Origin of the sequence: Microcoleus sp. Pol14D4, from assembly GCF_036701245.1 — a bacterium.
Lineage (GTDB): Bacteria > Cyanobacteriota > Cyanobacteriia > Cyanobacteriales > Microcoleaceae > Microcoleus.
Genome location: NZ_JAUBQM010000103.1, coordinates 1 through 18,334 on the forward strand (window position 1 = coordinate 1; position 18,334 = coordinate 18,334).

Here is an 18,334-nt window from a genome sequence, read left to right on the forward strand (position 1 = left end):
TCTCAGCTTGAGGCCATCAGGCCTTGTCTGAGTTACTTTGGCGATACTTGCTTATCAGCACTTATTGAGCAGTTACGTCCTAACAATTTATCTTACCTCAAAGTTCATTTTTTTTGTGAGAGGTCTAAAAATGTTACAGTTGTTTATCATACCCATCTTCTTGGTAAATTTTCTCTGACTTAGAGTTGAGGTGGGGATTACAAGTGAGAAACTCTTCAATGTCGTATTTGATTGTGTTGCAAATAGCATCAAGAGGCAAGTCGTTCGTATCGTAGCCAAACGGGTTTTCTATTTCCAGACCAATTTCTTCAATGCCAAGTAACGTAAAACTAATCAAACTAACAAATAGGCCTGTCCCCCATCCCAAATCTTTAACAAGCTGAAAAGGTAATAACAGGCAGTAAATTAATAACAGTTGCTTGAGATGAATGGAATAAGCTAGGGGGAGGGGCGTTCTTAAAATGCGTTCGCAGTGTCCTACAGACTCCATCATACTCTTCACAGTAGTTTGCAGAAAAACTACATGACTGTAATGTAAGACAGCGTTACCACGTTGATACTGCTGTTGTAGATAATCTGCTATCCAAAAGACTATCTGTAGCGGTGGATTGTGGATTGTCTTTAGCTGCAAATACTGAGATGGAGACATCAATTCTTCTAAGTTGCTATTTACAGATTCTGACCTAAGATACAATTTACACGCTATGGGGAAAGCAGCTACGAGGCGAATGAGTGCAATTCTTTTGCCTCGATCTTCTGGTTCAATGTCGTTCATCATTGCGCCAATTTGCCAAACCATGTTACGGGTGTCGTTGGCTAAATTTCCCCATAACCTACGACCTTCCCAAAACCTTTCGTAAGCGGTATTAGTTCGGAAAACCAGTAATAAGCCTAAGACAATGCTGGGAATAATACTTCCCAAAATAGGTTGGGATACAGGGAGGTTGAAATAGTAAAGTACAGAAACAATCGAACTAAACAGACCAAACCCAATAACTCGTTGATAAATGGCTAAAATAACTGAGCCTCTGAACTGGAAAGCAAGTTTAAACCAGTGTTGAGTTTTTGTTTTCATAATTAATCCAGAATTTTATTTTAATAAAACTATATTTTAGTAAGTTTATTTGATGAGGCAACTAGATAATTAGTTGTATTTCCCGGATCATAAATTAATGATTATCGTCATCCCTAAAAGCACCGCTTGCGCCACGCAAGTAGTGGCGCAAGCTAACAGCCTTACTCTTGCATTCCTGCATACAGCAGTCGGACAAATAAGCGGACACCATCATCATTTTTCAAGGTTGAATAGGAGGGAGCTTCACTGTTACCGATCGCTCGCAAATCGGAGAGCAGTTCTGGATGGAACTGGCAAGTAAACGAGCGTCTAATTTTCTTAGTTTCAAAGTCTTTGTAATTAATGCAGGTTGCTGAACATTCGGTAACTATTTCACCATCTTCCTCTGCTGTTGAACAAAGAATTTCAATGGCGTCGGGCAGTTGTATTAGCCAACTCAGAGAGCTACCAGCGATGATATGACGATAGGGAACAATAGCGTCATGAATACTGCGGTAAGCCCAGTTTGCAAACAATATTGCTTCTTCGTTGACTTCATCCGAATGAAACATCGAAATTGATACTCTTGCCTCATATTGAATTGTTGTGTCAATCACGCCTTCATGGCTGTCGGCTGTGACATCATGAGCATGGATAATTTCCCAAGGAATACCTAAAGCATCGCCGTCTGGAGACTGATAAGGCAACAACACACGATCGCCTACTTCTTTTAATTCATTGCGCGTCACGGCAAAATGCTCGTCATTCCAGCCATTGGCAACAACTCTTCCATCACGCTTTTTGACTTCGAGTGTCTTGCCCATTGCTTCGATGCGCTGGCAGACTTCTTGCAACGATCTCAGAGCCATGCCTGAGCGATCGCGATCCAGAGATGTCGTGCCCAAAACTTCTTTGACTGCACGACGGATGAGCCGTATATGACATTCAGCAGCTAACTGGTGTCCCACACAAATAAAGATGGCAGCAGCACTGGTGGGCGATCGCGAGATCAATAGTTTTTCCACTAATGCAAACATATCCTCTCGCGGACACGCCGGACTTGTCCAGGTGGAGGCATCGTATGTCGATGGATCGCCGCCTTCGACTACCACTGCATAACCAGAGTTAATTGCGGGAACAACTATTTCTGGATCGAGGACTCCTGTTGACCAAACAGGCAGCAATACTGAGTCCATATCCGCTACTTTTTGAGCAATGTAGGCGACATTTTTGGAAGCCCGAACATCTTCGCCAAGAGCGTTAAGGCCTACGTGTTCCCAAGGTTCGATGATAGTAATACAGTTGCGTAACAAATTGGGATGCAACAGTAGAAAATCCAAGTCAGACCGTGAATTAATCACTTTTTCTAAAGGCTTGGCGTGTCCCCACTCAAAAATGCCGTCGCTGGCAAATAGTTGTTTTTCTACCAAGGGGTCTTCTGAGGTTCTATCGGCTAAAAAACGACCTAGCAAAATATGTGCTGATTCAAAATCCGATCTACCTTCATGCAAGTAGCCAGGAGTTAGTCGCCAATCGGCTGTGGCGGTTTGATTATTGTTAAATTTGATAGCTTCTAGCATTTTACCTCTACAATTTCTAATCCGAAATTAATAAGTTGATTAGTTCGATTATGTCTTTATTCCATGTTCTTGGGATTTTAACCAGTTAGTCAGAGGGATAGCTGTTGATTTAACAGCAGATCCCACCCTTACCCGGAAAATTACAAGCAGTGCTAGACGCAGCAAATTTAGGTTACGACCAGCAAAAATGCCAAAGGATTTTTCGCTAATTCAATGAGCTATTTCAACTGGGGTATCGGACGACTTTAGTGCTTGACTTTCAGCAATGGCGATTTCACAGGTTTGCCTAGCGCGTCTCATGTGGGAGACGTATACTGCGTCAAACTTTGTACCTTTTTTCTTTAGGTCAACACCTGCACGGCGCGCCTGCAATCGGCCAAATGATGTGAGGTCAACATCCAGGACTCCTGCAAAAATGTTGCGTTCGTTACTGGTACTTTCACCGTGCCGAATAAAGTAGACACGTCCTAGCTGTTCTGCATTGAATTCTTTTGGTGAAGCCGCAGAAGTTGTTGTAGCTGCATCGTGGAATTTACTTGTAACTTCGATCGATCCATTGTCGGTACTTTCTACCTGGTCATCTAAGTTTCTAGTGTTCATTATTTACTTTCACTACGCCTTAAACAGGATTTAGATTCTTTTCCACGATTGAATTTTCAGACTTTTAAGTCAGACGAGTTAACGACCAAAGCACTCTGCTACGAAAGCAAGGTCTTTGACCCTGCTGAGTATAGTCTGAGCCAAACCCCTCGGAGTATAGTAACACTCAATAATTGCTCAGGAGCGATCGCACAACTGACAACCTGAACACTACCCAAATTCCCAACAGATCTGAGGCAAAATTTTAGATGAAGAAAGCCCAGCTCGCTCTCGCCCTCCTAAAGCAACAAATTCTAGATATGGGCTGCAGGTTAAGGATGAGTTTAGGGGATCGATCGAGAATCTAACTAATAAGTTTTGTGCAAAACCCGCCCTGTACTTCGAGAATTATCACTTTTGCACCTGCAGGACAGCCAAAAAGATTATGCTAGAATCCATCAATACGCAGTCGTAGGTTGGGCACGGGCCGAGAAGAGCAATCTTCTTGCAGTCTAGGGGAGGTTGTAGGTCAGCCACCATTTGGGTCTTCCCAGTTGAAAGCCACCCTGCAACATGAGCCTGGAATCTGCAACCGCAGCCGAGTGCGGCAGATAGGTTGGGAGTGTCGCGCTAGAATAAGCAGTACGAGTTAACACTCGAACACAAACGCTCGTTGTGCGAGCGTGACCTCGAAACGGGCACATAGCAGCAGGTGATGGGAATAAATCATGTTTGAACGCTTCACAGAAAAAGCAATAAAAGTAATCATGTTGGCCCAGGAAGAAGCTCGCCGCCTGGGTCACAACTTCGTAGGGACAGAACAGATCCTCCTGGGTCTGATCGGAGAAGGAACCGGGGTTGCAGCGAAAGTCCTCAAATCAATGGGCGTCAACCTGAAAGACGCGCGCATTGAAGTGGAAAAAATCATCGGGCGCGGTTCCGGCTTCGTAGCAGTAGAAATTCCGTTCACCCCCCGCGCCAAGCGGGTTCTAGAACTATCCCTTGAAGAAGCTCGTCAACTCGGACACAACTACATCGGCACTGAACACCTGCTGCTGGGCTTGATCCGCGAAGGTGAAGGAGTAGCGGCTAGAGTCTTAGAAAATCTGGGAGTAGACTTGTCGAAAGTCCGCACCCAAGTGATTCGGATGCTGGGAGAAACCGCAGAAGTCGCAGCCACTGGCGGCGGCGCTCGCACCAAAACCCCAACCCTCGACGAATTTGGAGCCAACCTGACTCAAATGGCGGTCGATGGCAAACTAGACCCAGTAGTCGGACGCCAAAAAGAAATCGAACGGGTAATTCAAATCCTCGGTCGCCGCACCAAAAATAACCCGGTGCTAATCGGCGAACCCGGAGTCGGCAAAACCGCGATCGCCGAAGGCCTCGCCCAGCGCATCGCTAACAACGACATCCCCGACATCCTCGAAGAAAAGCGCGTTGTTACCCTCGACATCGGCTTGCTCGTTGCCGGTACGAAATACCGGGGCGAATTTGAAGAACGCCTCAAAAAAATCATGGACGAAATCCGCACAGCGGGTAACGTGATTTTGGTGATTGACGAAGTGCACACTTTGATAGGTGCAGGTGCGGCTGAAGGGGCGATCGACGCAGCGAACATTCTCAAGCCGGCTTTGGCTAGAGGCGAGCTCCAGTGTATCGGTGCTACGACCCTCGACGAGTACCGCAAGCACATCGAGCGCGATGCAGCCCTAGAGCGACGCTTCCAGCCCGTCATGGTCGGCGAACCCACCGTTGACGAGACGATCGAGATTCTCTTCGGCTTGCGGGAACGCTACGAACAGCACCACAAGCTGAAAATCTTGGATACAGCCCTCGAAGCTGCAGCCAAACTCTCTCACCGATACATCTCCGATCGCTTCCTCCCAGACAAAGCAATTGACTTGGTAGACGAAGCTGGTTCTAGAGTCCGCCTGATCAACTCCCAACTGCCCCCCGCAGCCAAAGAACTTGACAAAGAACTGCGCCAAGTCCTCAAAGATAAAGACGAAGCGGTGCGTTCTCAAGACTTTGACAAAGCCGGCGAATTGCGCGATCGGGAAATGACGATCAAAGCCGAAATTCGCGCTATTTCCCAAGCCAAAAAAACCGACTCGGCCCGCACCGGCGAAACCGACCCATCGCCAGTAGTGACCGAAGAAGATATCGCTCAAATCGTGGCAAGCTGGACGGGCGTCCCGGTAAACAAATTGACCGAATCCGAATCCGAAAAGCTGCTGCACATGGAAGATACCTTGCACCAGCGCTTGATCGGCCAGGAAGAAGCAGTGAAAGCCGTTTCCCGCGCCATCCGGCGCGCGCGGGTAGGCTTGAAAAATCCCAATCGCCCGATCGCCAGTTTCATCTTCTCCGGGCCCACCGGCGTCGGCAAAACCGAACTCACCAAAGCCCTAGCCGGCTACTTCTTCGGTTCCGAAGACGCGATGATTCGGCTGGATATGTCCGAGTACATGGAACGGCACACCGTCTCCAAACTCATCGGTTCTCCTCCAGGCTACGTTGGCTACAACGAAGGCGGCCAACTCACAGAAGCAGTCCGCCGCCGTCCTTACACAGTCGTTCTGTTCGACGAAATCGAAAAAGCCCACCCCGATGTCTTCAATATGCTGCTGCAAATATTGGAAGACGGCCGCTTAACTGATGCCAAAGGTCGCACCGTAGACTTCAAAAACACGCTGCTGATTATGACCTCAAACATCGGTTCTAAGGTGATTGAAAAAGGCGGCGGCGGCCTCGGTTTCGAGTTCAGCGACAATCAAGCCGATGCTAATTACAACCGCATTCGTTCTTTGGTTAACGAAGAGCTCAAAAACTACTTCCGCCCCGAATTCCTCAACCGACTCGACGAAATTATCGTCTTCCGCCAGTTGAACAAGGAAGAAGTCAAGGAAATCGCGGTCATCATGCTCAAAGAAGTGTTCGGTCGTTTGACAGAACAGGGAATCACTCTGGAAGTGACCGAAAAATTCAAAGAACGGCTGGTAGAAGAAGGCTACAACCCCAGCTACGGAGCCCGACCCCTGCGCCGCGCCATTATGCGCTTGCTGGAAGACAGCTTGGCTGAGGAAATCCTTTCTGGCCGCATCAAAGACGGCGACACCGCTGTTGTGGATGTGGGCGAGGACGGAATTGTTAAGGTGCTGCAAGGTCAAAAGCGGGAATTGCTGCCCCAAGGCGCTGAGTAAGTTTGAGTAAGTGCGATCGCGAGTTAAGTTTGGAAATAACCAATCTCGTAATCGCAAACAACTCAAAATCCTCACATAAAAAAGGTAGAGAATTTAAATTCTCTGCCTTTTTTATGAGTTAATATCAAGAGGAGAGTTATGGCATAAATCTTTGATTGATAGGGAAACCACAGATGGAACGCAGATACAACGCAGATGCTTTTCAAGATTGTTTGCGACTGCCTGCACTGCACGTCTAGTAATTAACAGTGACATACTTCAAGGGTAAGCTGTACTGCCTTTAAATTGTATATTTGGGGCTGGTTCGCGTGTCCAGCCAGCTCATGGTTTGATTGTTTCTGGAGATGCAATTTAAATGCTGAGCGAGCTTAATTAGATAATTAGTGGCAACTATTTAGCGAGGAATTTCATGACATCTGAAAAAAATAAGTTGGGTACACAAGTAGCAGAAAATCCGCCTGAAAGCTGGTGGCAGAAAGCGTGGAAGTCGCAGCGAGAAAATCTTCAGATAGTGATTATTGCTTTGAGTTTAGCAATAGTGATTCGAGCCTTGGTCGCCGAACCGCGCTACATACCCTCAGATTCTATGGTACCCACTTTGCACGTGGGCGATCGGGTCGTAGTCGAAAAAATCTCCTACTACCTCGAACCTCCAAAAACTGGCGACATCGTAGTATTTTCCCCGCCTGAAAAGTTGCAAGAACAAGGCTTTACCCAAGACCAAGCATTCATCAAGCGGATAATTGGCTTACCGGGTCAAACCGTCGCCGTTAAAAAAGGTTTAGTTTATCTCAACGATAAACCCCTCGACGAAAAATATATTGCCGAACCTCCTAAATACCAGTGGGGGCCTTATCGCGTCCCAGAAAATGAATACTTTGTGATGGGAGACAACCGCAACAACAGCAACGACTCCAGCAGGTGGGGATTTTTACCTAAGCAGAACATCATCGGCCGCGCTGTCGTGCGATTTTGGCCTCTAGAACGCATCGGTCAAGTTTGAAGTCAGTTGACAGTTGACTGTCATCGCCAGCCCAATGCCCTGTTTGGCCAATGCCCATCCCTTATGCTGTACGGAAATTTCTACTTATTCTTGTGCCTTAAGGGGTAGGGACTTCCTCCGGCAACTGATAAAATAGTACAAAAAGCAGCGAGATTTCTCGCCTCAATCAAAATTAGTTGAATATTAAAAAATTAGGAAAGCTATGGGATTTTTTGATTCAGAAATTGTTCAGCAAGAAGCCAAGCTATTGTTTGAAGACTATCAATCTCTTATCAAACTAGGTGGCAGTTACGGCAAATTCGATCGCGAAGGCAAGAAAATGTTCATCGCTCAGATGGAATCGATGATGGAGCGCTACCGTATTTTTATGAAGCGCTTTGAGCTTTCTGAGGACTTCATGGCTCAGATGACTGTAGAGCAGTTAAAAACACAGCTCAATCAATTTGGTATCACGCCCCAGCAGATGTTTGAGCAAATGAACTCAACGCTGGAGCGGATGAAATCTGAGCTGGAAAAACAATCATAGTGAGCAGAAGGAAGAAGGAAGTTCGGCAACGGATTCGCTCGACGGATGTAACGGATGGAAGGAAGAAGGAAGAAGGAAGAGGGAAGAAGGAAGAAGGAAGAAAAAGAAAGTATTCCCAATGCCCAATGCCCAATGCCCAATGCCCAGTGCCTAATGCCCAATGACTAATGACTGATAATTAAGGCCGTTCAAAAGATGAAGCAGGTTTGAAACTTTCTGCGGGAACGCCTTCCAAAGCTTGGCTCATAAAATCACGCCAAACAGGGGCGACAATAGTACCGCCAGTAGCACCGTAGCTCATCGGTCTGTAATTGTCGTTGCCCATCCAAACAGCCACCGACAACTGCGGCACGTAACCTACAAACCAGATATCCCGTTCTGAGGAAGTTGTACCAGTTTTCCCAGCAGCCGGTCGCCCAAGTTGAGCAGCCCTTGCCGTTCCGTTGTTAATTACCCCTTGCAGGGCGCTGTTGACAGATGCCGCCGCCCAGGAATTGAGAACTAATTTGGGTTTGGGCGTATTGTCGAGCAAGACGTTGCCGCTGCTGTCAGTGACTTGCACGATAAACGTGGTGTCAGAATGCCAGCCGTTGTTGGCGAAGGTAGCAAAAGCTCCGGCCATTTCTAAAGGAGTGAGGTCAACGGCACCCAAGGGCAAAGAAATCACCGGTTCCATCGGACTTCTGATGCCTAGCACCCGGCAAATCTCAATCACTTTATTCAATCCGACTTCTTGGCCAAGCTTGACGGCGGGAATGTTGAGAGAGACTTCCAAAGCTCTGCGGATGCTGACTGCACCGGAGAAGCCGCCGCCGTAGTTTTGAGGGTAGTAGTAGCCGTCGCCGTCGCGGTAGCCGACAGGGGAGTCGTACACAACTGAATCCGGGCCGTATTTGCCGCTAGCAAAGGCAGCGTAGTAGACAAAAGGCTTAAAAGAAGATCCTGGCTGGCGGCGTGCTTGAATGGCGCGGTTGAACTGACTCTTTTCGTAATCGACGCCGCCCACCATTGCTTTGACGAAGTGGGTGCGGGGATCGACGGCGGCTAGGGCAATTTGACCTTCCTCGCGATCGTAAAACAGCCCTTGGTAGTAAAGCCGATTGTGCCAGGCTTTGACGGTTTCTTCGGCTATGCGCTGCATTTTGAGGTCGATCGTGGTTTGAACGCGCATTCCTCCCTTAACCACGGCATCTCGCCCGAAACGCCTTGTCAGTTCTTGGACTACGGCTTGTGTTACATAAGGAACTTGAGAGCCGCCAAAAGAGGTAATTTTGCCTAGTTTAATTTTTTCCTGGCGGGCTGCAGTTTCTTGGGCGGGCGTAATCCATTTAAGATCCTTCATGCGGCCTAAAACGATTGTTTGCCGCTCTTTTGCCAACTTGTAATTGACGAAAGGACTGTATTCTTCGGGGGCAGAGATTAAGCCGGCCAGCATGGCTGCTTCTGAAAGAGTCAAATTACTTGCTGACTTGTTGAAATAGCTTCGAGAGGCTGTCTCTACGCCATACAAGTTGTGACCTAAGTAGATTTGATTCAGGTATAGTTGCAGAATTTGGTCTTTGTTGAGAATTTGCTCCAAGCGGATAGACATTACCGCTTCAGCTACCTTGCGACTAAATTTTGACTGGGGAGAAAGAAACAGGTTCTTGACTAGCTGCATAGTCATAGTCGAGCCCCCTTCCACGGTTCTACCTTTCTCTAGGTTGACTAGAAGAGCTCGGGCTATCCCGCCAGGGTTGATGCCTTTGTGGGTGAAAAAGTTGCTATCTTCGATCGCCAGAACAGCTCGTTTCAGGTTCGGGGAGATTTGGTCGAGGGGTACGACATCCCGGTTGGCTTCGTCGTGGATGCTGGCTAGCGGCTTGCCGTTGATGTCGTAAATGTGGGTAGTTTCTGTGGGAGAGTAGGTTTGCAAGATGCGAACATCTGGCAAATTGCGGAAGCTGATCGCTAAGCCAACCAGTCCGCCAGCGACTACGGAACTGGCAAGCATTGTCATGCTGAGTATGGTTCCGGCGGTCACTTTACTGACTGACTGAACAAACTCAAATACGGGGGCTGAGTTTTCCGTGTTATTGCGGACTGCGTTGGTTGACACGTGGATTTCACTTCCTCACTCGATTTGGGGTTTAAGACTTTTAATTTTAGATGCGAACCCGAAAGACTGTCAGTCGATTTTAGATTTTAGATTTTAAATTTTAGATTTATTCCACAGATGAATCTGGGGGTTTGAACAAGAGTCTAAAATTTGGGGATCTCCACGACTGTTGTCGGGGGCTGGTATCCGTTTTTGGGCGGGGTCAGCTAATGAAAGCCGGTCAGCTTTGGGATTATAGTAGCTTGATAGTTATGTTTTTATGCGTCAACCAGTGAGTGTAACTAATTCTGCTGCACTTTGGCAAAACTATGATGAACGATCGCTTCCCGATGATAACTCCTAACCTTTCAGCGCTTTACCGCGGCGTCAGCGAGATTTTTCCAGATCGACCTGATTCTAGCAACCCTGACGAAAATTTAGCCCAACTGCTGGCAAAAGTCGATCGACCCTTGCGCGTCAAACTGGGAATTGACCCGACAGGCAGTGACATTCACTTGGGACACAGCATTTGCGTCCGCAAGCTGCGGGCTTTTCAAGATGCCGGTCACACAGCGGTACTGGTCATCGGAGATTTTACCGCAAGAATTGGCGATCCGACAGGGAAGTCGGAGATGCGCCCCCAGTTGACTGCCGAACAAGTGGCGGAAAATGCCAAGACTTATTTAGACCAAGTGCGTCCGATTCTAGATTTTGACACACCCGGCCGTTTGGAAATTCGCTACAACTCCGAGTGGTTGTCAAAATTGGACTTGGCGAAGATTTTGGAACTGCTGAAGACGATGACGGTGCAGCAGATGCTTGCTAAAGAGGGATTTGATAATCGGATGCAGCAGGAAAACGCGATTTATCTGCATGAGTTTCTGTATCCGCTAATGCAGGGTTACGATTCGGTGGCTTTGGAAGCTGATGTTGAGTTGGGGGGAACCGACCAAAAGTTTAATATTGCGGTGGGGAGAGATTTGCAGCGGCATTTTGGGATGAAACCGCAGTTTGGTTTGCTGATGCCGATTTTGATCGGCACTGACGGCGTACAAAAGATGTCGAAATCTTTGGGCAATTATGTAGGTTTGTCGGAAGACCCGCTGACTATGTATTCTAAGTTGGAGAAAATTGCCGATAGTTCGATCGCCCAATATTTTGAACTCTTGACAGATTTGCCACTTAATGAATTGCCAGAAAATCCGCGAGAAAAACAGAAACTTTTGGCTGTGGATGTGGTGCGCCAATATCGCGGTTCGGAAGCAGCGGATCGCGCACAACAAGATGCAATGGCACTGGTTAAAGGTGCGGCGGGACAAGCTGATGCAGTGCCCGAGTTTTCCTTGGCAAGTGTGCAGTTTCCGGCTAAGTTGTTTTATATTCTGAGTGCTAGCGGGCTTTGTAAAAGCAGCGGTGATGCGCGGAAGTTGATGCAGGGCGGTGGGGTGAAGTTGGAGGGCGATCGAGTTTCTGATGTTAATCTTACTTTTGAATCACCGGCTGATTTATGCGGTAAGGTTTTGCAGGTTGGGAAGAATAAGTTTGTGCGATTGGTGTCTTGAATCTATTTTTTTACCGCAGATGAAGGCTGATGAATGCTGATGAACGCTGATAATCGAATTATTGTTGCTTTGGATGTTTCGAGTCAAGAAGAGGCGATCGCACTCCTCGACAAACTGCCGCAAGTATCTTTCTGGAAAGTGGGTTTGGAACTGTTTGTGAGTTCCGGTCCGGGGATTTTGGAAATTTTAAAACAGCGGGAAAAGCGGATTTTTCTCGATTTGAAGTTTCACGATATCCCGAATACTGTAGCTGGTGCTTGTCGGGCTGCTGCTAAGTATAATGTGGATTTATTGACTATCCATTCTACTTGTGGTAAAGATGCTTTGAAAGCGGCACAGTTGGCTTTGACTGAAGGGGCGGCTGTGGATAAACCCAGTCCTAAGTTGATTGCAATTACTCTGTTGACGAGTTTGAATTCGCGACAGTTGGCTTTTGAGTTGAAAATACCTTTGGAGTTGCCGGAATATGCTTTGCATATGGCATTGTTGGCTAAGGAAACGGGTTTAGCTGGGGCTGTTTGTTCTCCGCAAGAAGTGGAACAGTTAAGAATGAGTTGCGGGGATGATTTTCTGTTAGTTTGTCCCGGTGTGCGTCCGAAATGGGCCGATGGAGGGGATCAAAAACGATCGATGACTCCAAAGGCTGCTTTGAAAGCTGGTGCGGATTATCTGGTGATTGGGCGGCCAATTACTGCTGCGCCCGATCCAGTGGCGGCTTTTACCCGTATTTGTGAAGAGTTGGAGTAACAATAGAAATGTTGTTTTTTACAGCCGATAAAAGCCGATGAACGCCAATAAAATTTTATCTGCGTTTATCTGTGTTTATCTGCTGGTATCTGCGGTTGCAACTCCGACTTTGGCAGTTGATTTTATGACAAATCATACTAACAGTATCAATGCAAGTCGGTATGATTTGTTAGTGCGATCGCCCTGTGCCGCTGATTTAGAAACTTTGGTCGATCGCCTGTTGCAAGATTTGCCGAGTTATGCTAATCGCGTAATTGTGCGATCGCACTTTTCTCCTAACAAAAACACACCGTCCGGTTACGCGCTGCCTCAAATAATTTTAGCCGGCCGGCCGGAGTTTGAACCGCTACCTTTAAATTCTGGGGATGCACTTCCTGAAAATGCCCGTCAAGTTTTCATTACTACTTTGGAACGGCAGTATCGCGGGGGAAAACCTGTCGAAATTGAGCAATATCATTGGTTATTTTTCACTAAAACGGAGAAGGGCTGGGAGTTGGCAAAAATCGTTTCTCGGTTTGGTACTGCGGCGGATATTCGTCCTTTATTAGGTCAAGATAGTGAAAGCGAAATTGCTGAGGCGATTCGTTTGTGGTTGCGCGATTGTCAGGCAAAGCCATAACTTTCGCTGGTTCCGATGATTTTTTTTACACTTAAAAATAGCCTCTTGACAGCACGTCATCTTCGTCTAGTTCATCTTTACCAATCATCCCTTCAATCTCACTTAAAAATCTCATAAAAACTTCCGGTGCAAAGGGGTTGTTATCGAGATGGCTGACAAAATAATCTTTATTTTTCTTTCTTCCCTCTACCGTACTAAAAGCACTTCTTATATTAGACGATAAGCGTTTTGCTTTTCTCAAAATTAGTATCTCATCAATAGCCGTGAGTGATGAGCTAATCGGCGACATATCAAGCCACTCACATAGCAAGAAATACTTTGCTCCTGGTACACTCAATTTTACATCCAGGGCAGTTGCTGCGCCCTCTTGAAACATGGTTTTATCAAGATTTGTTTTACACTCAGCCGCAACATAAGCAATATTTGCCTCGCGGGAGGTAGTCTCCTTAAAATCTTGGTTATGAGAGGCTTTTAGAAAAATTTTTCTACTAATCGCAAAATCTTGATCCTTGGCTCGAATACTCATCCCCCCGCCTTTTGGACTGAGTTTTAAACTTGACTCAAATCGTAGTGATGAAAAACACTGTGTTGGGCCAAAGGATAATTCTTTGTCCTTTAATGAATCTGCAAAGACGGTTGTAACTAAGATAGGTATAAATTCTTCAATAATTGAGTTGTCAAGTTTTAATTGCCCTTTTTGACGGTACAAAAAATCATTGTCACTGTCAAAAATTAGTTCAACGTCAATGTATCGCTTATAGGAGGTTAGATGGGATACCATCTCTGGAACAACTTTCAGATCATTCCCCCTAATGTTTTTAAGCGTTTTCAACCATTTTTTATAGTATTCGATTGCTTGATTAACACGCCGTTTATCTGTAGGAGGTAATTTCACGTTATCAAGTAATGCTGCTAGTTTGTCCCCATGTGGTTGAGCTAAATTAAACATAATTTTCTTCTTTTGGGTTGAGTATTTCAATGGTTTTCCGTGAACGCTGCAGCTCGAAATAAGGTGAGGGCTGTACTGTGGCAACCTTATCGATAGCATCCTTAATTTCATCTTTTACTTGTTCATTCGCTACGGAATAAGCAGATATTAAAGCTTCTATAGAAAGACTTCTGGCTTGATGTATGGCAAAATAATATTGTAAGTCTTCTCTTTTTGTAAAGTGTAGTATATCTTCTTTGATAGTTTTTCCATAGCGATTTACAAAACTTCTTTCTTGACGGATATCTAAGCTAATTCCCAATACTTGACGAGCAACTTCTGCAACTAACTCCCCGTTTAAAAAAGGCGTTCCTCTAATATTTGATTCTTTACCTACTACAAATATTATTCTACTGTTAGGGCTGCATATTCTTAACAATTCTTGCAAAGAATAGGCGATGTCTAAGCAATATTGAATGACAGTTAGAAATCTATTACTTCTATGCTTGCGATTAGAACCAAACTCTGATTTTGCCACCTCTAAAATTTTCCAATTTAGTGCTTCAGTAGAACCGCGATACTGCTGATGATAGTTAAATACATTGATATAAGGGGGGGAGGTAATCACAAGATTGACGCTGGAGTTTTGTAAGGGAACGTGTCTTGCATCGGCATTGTAGGCATTTATCGGCTTTTTACTATAGGGTAGTTTAAGGACAAAAGTAGCGAGATTTTTCGCAAGTGTAAAAACTCTTGATTTTGTAAGTTTTTTGTTTTCTAAGTCTAGCAATATCACTAATGCTTCATGTAGAATATTAAGGAACTTTTCTTCATCATCAACGGCTACGTCTACAATTTTATCTATTAAATCATTGGGTGTAAATTCTTTTTGTATTGTTTGGAATAGTGGCATTCTCTCCCATATTTCTGTTTTTAGTTGATCGAGAAAAAAGTTGATACATTTTTCACGCTTTCTTGGTGAAAGAGTGATGAATTTATAAGTGTTAGCTAGGATTAAAGCTGCTGGATTTATTTCTGTTCCGCAGGCTTCCAGTCCGAATCTTCCTGCCTCATATAAAACTGTTCCACTACCTAAAAATGGATCAAAAATCACACTATTTTTAGTGGCATATTTATCAATCAAAGTTTCGATGAACTGGGGTGAAAATTGCCCTTTCCAAGGAAGTGGATTAGTACGTTGTTTATCTTCAATGTCTAATAGTTCTTGAGGAATTTCTTGTCTATTGATAGGAGTTTCACTAAAAATACTAGAGACAACCATAATTCGGATTTTTACTACGGGGCGTGAATTTATGAATGGAAAGCGAGAACTTGTTTTGTAGATGGCAGGTAAAAATCCGAGATTGTTGGTGAAACCAGCCCCCTACCAATTGCACATGAAAATTAATTATAATTTTTCGGTGGGTGGGGGCTGGTTTTAAGATTGTGGGTAAAAATCAGAGATTGTTGGTGTAACCAGCCCCGACAAATCAACAAAAAGTTATTATAATTGCTATTTTAACTCATCCAATTTAGCCTTGATAGCTTGCATATCTTGCCACATATACCATTTCGGAGTCTCCGGTTCACGGGAGGGATTGCGCAGCAAGTACGACGGGTGAAAAATAGGCATACACAAACGATTTTCCCATTCAATCCATTGACCTCGGATTTTACTAATTGGTCGCTTGTCGCTCAACAAACCTTTGAGGGCTGTTGCACCGGTTAATAAAATAATTTTGGGGTCTAAGATGCGAATTTGTTCGAGCAAGTATGGTTTGCAAGCTTCGATTTCTTTTGCTGTCGGAGGGCGGTTGTTGGGAGGGCGACATTTGATGACGTTGGCAATGAATACGTCGGTTTCTGCACTCAATCCCACGGATTCTAAAATCTTATCTAACAGTTTGCCCGATCGCCCGACGAATGGCAATCCGGTTTCATCTTCGTTTTGTCCGGGCGCTTCTCCCACAATCAAAATTGAGGCTTGAGGATTGCCGCGCCCGATGACGGCGTGAGTGCGGCTGTTGCCCAATTCGCAGCGGTGACAGCGGTTGCAGTGCTCGCCGATTTGTTGCATATTTTGATAAGTGCCGGGAGGAATGGGAATTTTGGCATTTGCTGGTATTGAGTCTGTTTGGAAAGTGGCACTTTGATTGTTGTCAAAAAGGCTCAGTTGCAAGTCGCTGGACATAAATTTTACAATTAGGGAGAGATTTTGGAGTCTAGAGTTTATAGTTTAGATCGGGTTTGGTGATTTGAGATTGGCTAGAAGCTTGTAGGTGATGCTGTCGAGCGTACAATCTCCAATTAACACTGGCACAATCTCCAATTGTTTGGTTGAGCTCGTACAGGCAAAAATATGTTCTCTAACCCGTTTTTTGACGATCGCGCCGATGCAGGCGAAAAACTGGCCGAGGCAGTTGTGGACGAGTTCGGCAAGTTGAGTTTAATGACACAGAAGGCGGTGAAACCGATTGTTTACGCCTTGCCGCGCGGGGGTTTGCCCGTTGCTGTGCCGATTGCGCGCCGCTTGGGCTGTCCTTTGGATGTGGTTGTTGCCAAGAAAATTACTCGCCCAGATAATTTAGAATTGGCGATCGGGGCTGCAACTGCTGACGGTCACGTCCTCTGGGAAAAGCAAAAGCAGCACAATTTACGCTTGCAAAAATCAGCCCTGCCCCGGGCTCAAAATAATGCTCAATCTCTGCTGGCAGATTTGTCTCCTGGACGCCCAAATATCAGCGCGACTGGGGCTTTGGCGATTTTGGTAGATGACGGCATTGCTACGGGGATGACGATGGCTGTGGCCGCTAAGGCTGTGGAGTCGCAGCAACCGGCGGCTTTGTGGATTTGCGCGCCTGTCGCCCCGGCAGATTTGATGGGATTTTTGGCCCAGATGGGCGATAAGTTGATTGTTCTGGAGACTCCTCACCCTTTTTACAGTGTCAGTCGCTTTTACGGGCAATTTCCGCAGGTTGAGACGGCGGAGGCTTTAAGGTATTTGCAGCAACAAACTGAATGGCGATCGTAGGTTAAGCTAGAAGGCTGAATCTAAAAGCTCGATCGCTAAAACATGAGACCTTGGCAATATTGGTTGGACACTTTGATTCTGTCTACTCAGCACAATCCGCCTCGCTTTGTTGAGTTGGTAATGTTAACTTTGGCGATGATTTTGCTCGGGCTGTGGAGTGTAACATTACAGTGGCAGTATTTAACGCTGTCTCTGAGTTATATAATTGGTTCGTCTTTTTCAATTTTGGTGCGGGAATCTATCGGCCCGCGGCCTCAATTTCAACTAACTCATCTGACAGCTTTGTTGTTATTAATTATCAGTTTTTATAGTTTTGCTGAACTGATTAGATAGTTAATTCCGTTTTGAGTTTTAGAGGCGGGTTTGACCATGTGATTGCGAAAGTGGTCAAGCAATTGCATAACTTATATCGCAATCCTCAGCGGGTTGTGAACTCGAGGTTTTTTTGAACGAACCGCGAAGACGCCTTCGGCGAAGCCGTTCCCGTTCCCCGCAGGGGTTCCCGAAGGGTAGGGTAGGAAGAGAAGAGAAGATCGAGACTTCACCAATAATTCAATACGCTTGGGATAAGACACTCACGGAGACAAAACACTGTGAAAAATAGATACAGCGAAGGCGCGTGCCTGCCCGAAGGGCTTATGCTTCGCCCAAAGCTCTCTTCGGACAAAAAAAAATTAACTGAACCGTATTGATTTAAAATCCGTAAACTTACTGAAGTTTAAAATGTGTCATCTACCTTAAGATAGAAATCCTGAAGTGATCCGAGCATCATTAGGGAAGTACCACGGGAGTATCACCCATACCAGGTGTCGCTGATGGACAAGAACGATGAGAATTGCCCCATCGGCTACAGGTAGTTTCCACCAAAGCAAATTTTTTTTACCCATAAGAAAAGATGAATCAATTGAAGCAGTCGGTAAAGCAGTTTTGGTCGATCGCCAACCCCTACTTCTTTTCCAGAGAAAAATGGGGAGCTAGGGGGTTGTTCGCCCTCGTAATGTTATTAATGCTAGGTTTCAATGCTGTGGGCATAGTCCAGAGCTATATTATGCGAGACTTGATGAATGCAGTCACGGGAAAGAATGTTTCAGACTTCTATAAGATGTGGCTGATGCTATTGGGTCTGTTTGCCATATTCACGCCCATTATGGTTTTCTTCTTCTATTCGCAAAATGTACTGCAACTCTACTGGCGAAAGTGGCTAACGAATCACTTACTGAAGAAATATTTTAGCAATCAAGGTTTCTACAAAATTAAGTTCAATGATAAGGTTGATAATCCCGATCAGCGTTTAGCTGAAGACGTTAATTTGTTTGTTAAGCAAAATATTGATATTTGGGGATTATTCAGGGCTATTTCATTCTTGAGAGAAGGGTGATAAGCTGAAGCTATATTCCTTCAAATTGTTTTGAGTAATGACCC

Annotated in this window: 16 protein-coding genes; 9 read left to right on the forward strand and 7 right to left on the reverse strand. The window is 45.5% G+C overall.

Features of this window, described 5'->3' with window-relative positions; genetic code table 11:
* Positions 1–133 precede the first annotated feature (133 nt).
* From QUA33_RS25170 to QUA33_RS25180, 3 genes are all read right to left on the reverse strand, one after another.
* Positions 134–1,075, reverse strand: coding sequence for a bestrophin family ion channel (locus tag QUA33_RS25170; RefSeq protein ID WP_333152132.1), 942 nt, complete (start codon positions 1,073–1,075; stop codon positions 134–136).
* A 161-nt stretch (positions 1,076–1,236) separates the two neighbouring features.
* Positions 1,237–2,634 (reverse strand): hypothetical protein, encoded by a 1,398-nt coding sequence (locus QUA33_RS25175; protein WP_333152134.1) that lies wholly within the window; start codon positions 2,632–2,634, stop codon positions 1,237–1,239.
* Positions 2,635–2,844: 210 nt separating this feature from the next.
* Positions 2,845–3,234: a phosphoglycerate mutase family protein gene (locus tag QUA33_RS25180; protein WP_333152136.1), complete on the reverse strand. Its 390-nt coding sequence runs from the start codon at positions 3,232–3,234 to the stop codon at positions 2,845–2,847.
* A gap of 707 nt (positions 3,235–3,941) precedes the next feature.
* On the opposite strand from QUA33_RS25180, the gene QUA33_RS25185 reads away from it, so the two are divergent.
* From QUA33_RS25185 to QUA33_RS25195, 3 genes are all read left to right on the forward strand, one after another.
* On the forward strand, positions 3,942–6,419 hold the full coding sequence (locus QUA33_RS25185; protein WP_006632591.1) for an ATP-dependent Clp protease ATP-binding subunit: 2,478 nt from the start codon (positions 3,942–3,944) through the stop codon (positions 6,417–6,419).
* Between the two features lie 409 nt (positions 6,420–6,828).
* Positions 6,829–7,422, forward strand: coding sequence for a signal peptidase I (gene lepB / locus QUA33_RS25190; RefSeq protein ID WP_333152138.1), 594 nt, complete (start codon positions 6,829–6,831; stop codon positions 7,420–7,422).
* A gap of 202 nt (positions 7,423–7,624) precedes the next feature.
* Positions 7,625–7,948, forward strand: a complete 324-nt coding sequence (locus QUA33_RS25195) for a DUF1825 family protein (protein ID WP_015176373.1) — start codon at positions 7,625–7,627, stop codon at positions 7,946–7,948.
* A gap of 178 nt (positions 7,949–8,126) precedes the next feature.
* On the opposite strand, the gene QUA33_RS25200 is transcribed toward QUA33_RS25195, so the two are convergent.
* On the reverse strand, positions 8,127–10,046 hold the full coding sequence (locus QUA33_RS25200; protein ID WP_333152140.1) for a transglycosylase domain-containing protein: 1,920 nt from the start codon (positions 10,044–10,046) through the stop codon (positions 8,127–8,129).
* 308 nt (positions 10,047–10,354) lie between these two features.
* On the opposite strand from QUA33_RS25200, the gene tyrS reads away from it, so the two are divergent.
* The 3 genes from tyrS to QUA33_RS25215 are packed head-to-tail and all read left to right on the forward strand — an operon-like array spanning position 10,355 to position 12,953.
* A complete protein-coding gene (tyrS, locus tag QUA33_RS25205; protein WP_333152142.1) occupies positions 10,355–11,587 on the forward strand; it encodes a tyrosine--tRNA ligase in 1,233 nt (410 codons plus the stop codon).
* 39 nt (positions 11,588–11,626) lie between these two features.
* On the forward strand, positions 11,627–12,334 hold the full coding sequence (gene pyrF / locus QUA33_RS25210; RefSeq protein WP_333098322.1) for an orotidine-5'-phosphate decarboxylase: 708 nt from the start codon (positions 11,627–11,629) through the stop codon (positions 12,332–12,334).
* A 37-nt stretch (positions 12,335–12,371) separates the two neighbouring features.
* The gene (locus QUA33_RS25215; RefSeq protein ID WP_333152143.1) at positions 12,372–12,953 is read left to right on the forward strand and encodes a hypothetical protein; all 582 of its coding nucleotides are present in this window, start codon (positions 12,372–12,374) and stop codon (positions 12,951–12,953) included.
* 31 nt (positions 12,954–12,984) lie between these two features.
* On the opposite strand, the gene QUA33_RS25220 is transcribed toward QUA33_RS25215, so the two are convergent.
* The 3 genes from QUA33_RS25220 to QUA33_RS25230 all read right to left on the reverse strand — a co-directional run bounded on the left by QUA33_RS25220 (position 12,985) and on the right by QUA33_RS25230 (position 16,072).
* On the reverse strand, positions 12,985–13,902 hold the full coding sequence (locus QUA33_RS25220; RefSeq protein WP_333152145.1) for a Bpu10I family restriction endonuclease: 918 nt from the start codon (positions 13,900–13,902) through the stop codon (positions 12,985–12,987).
* Entirely contained in the window at positions 13,895–15,163 is a 1,269-nt protein-coding gene (locus QUA33_RS25225; RefSeq protein WP_333152147.1) for a DNA methyltransferase, read from the reverse strand. The genes QUA33_RS25220 and QUA33_RS25225 overlap by 8 nt, the downstream gene beginning before the upstream one ends.
* Positions 15,164–15,394: 231 nt before the next feature.
* A complete protein-coding gene (locus QUA33_RS25230) occupies positions 15,395–16,072 on the reverse strand; it encodes a uracil-DNA glycosylase (RefSeq protein WP_333152149.1) in 678 nt (225 codons plus the stop codon).
* A gap of 168 nt (positions 16,073–16,240) precedes the next feature.
* Here QUA33_RS25230 and QUA33_RS25235 point away from each other — a divergent pair, with 168 nt between their 5' ends.
* The 3 genes from QUA33_RS25235 to QUA33_RS25245 all read left to right on the forward strand — a co-directional run bounded on the left by QUA33_RS25235 (position 16,241) and on the right by QUA33_RS25245 (position 18,290).
* Positions 16,241–16,912 carry a phosphoribosyltransferase family protein gene (locus QUA33_RS25235; protein WP_333152151.1) on the forward strand — a complete coding sequence of 224 codons (672 nt, stop codon included), beginning with the start codon at positions 16,241–16,243 and terminating at the stop codon, positions 16,910–16,912.
* 42 nt (positions 16,913–16,954) lie between these two features.
* Positions 16,955–17,245: a hypothetical protein gene (locus QUA33_RS25240; protein ID WP_190661269.1), complete on the forward strand. Its 291-nt coding sequence runs from the start codon at positions 16,955–16,957 to the stop codon at positions 17,243–17,245.
* Positions 17,246–17,807: 562 nt separating this feature from the next.
* Complete coding sequence (locus tag QUA33_RS25245; RefSeq protein WP_333152152.1) at positions 17,808–18,290, forward strand: hypothetical protein; 483 nt, start codon at positions 17,808–17,810, stop codon at positions 18,288–18,290.
* Positions 18,291–18,334 lie beyond the last annotated feature (44 nt).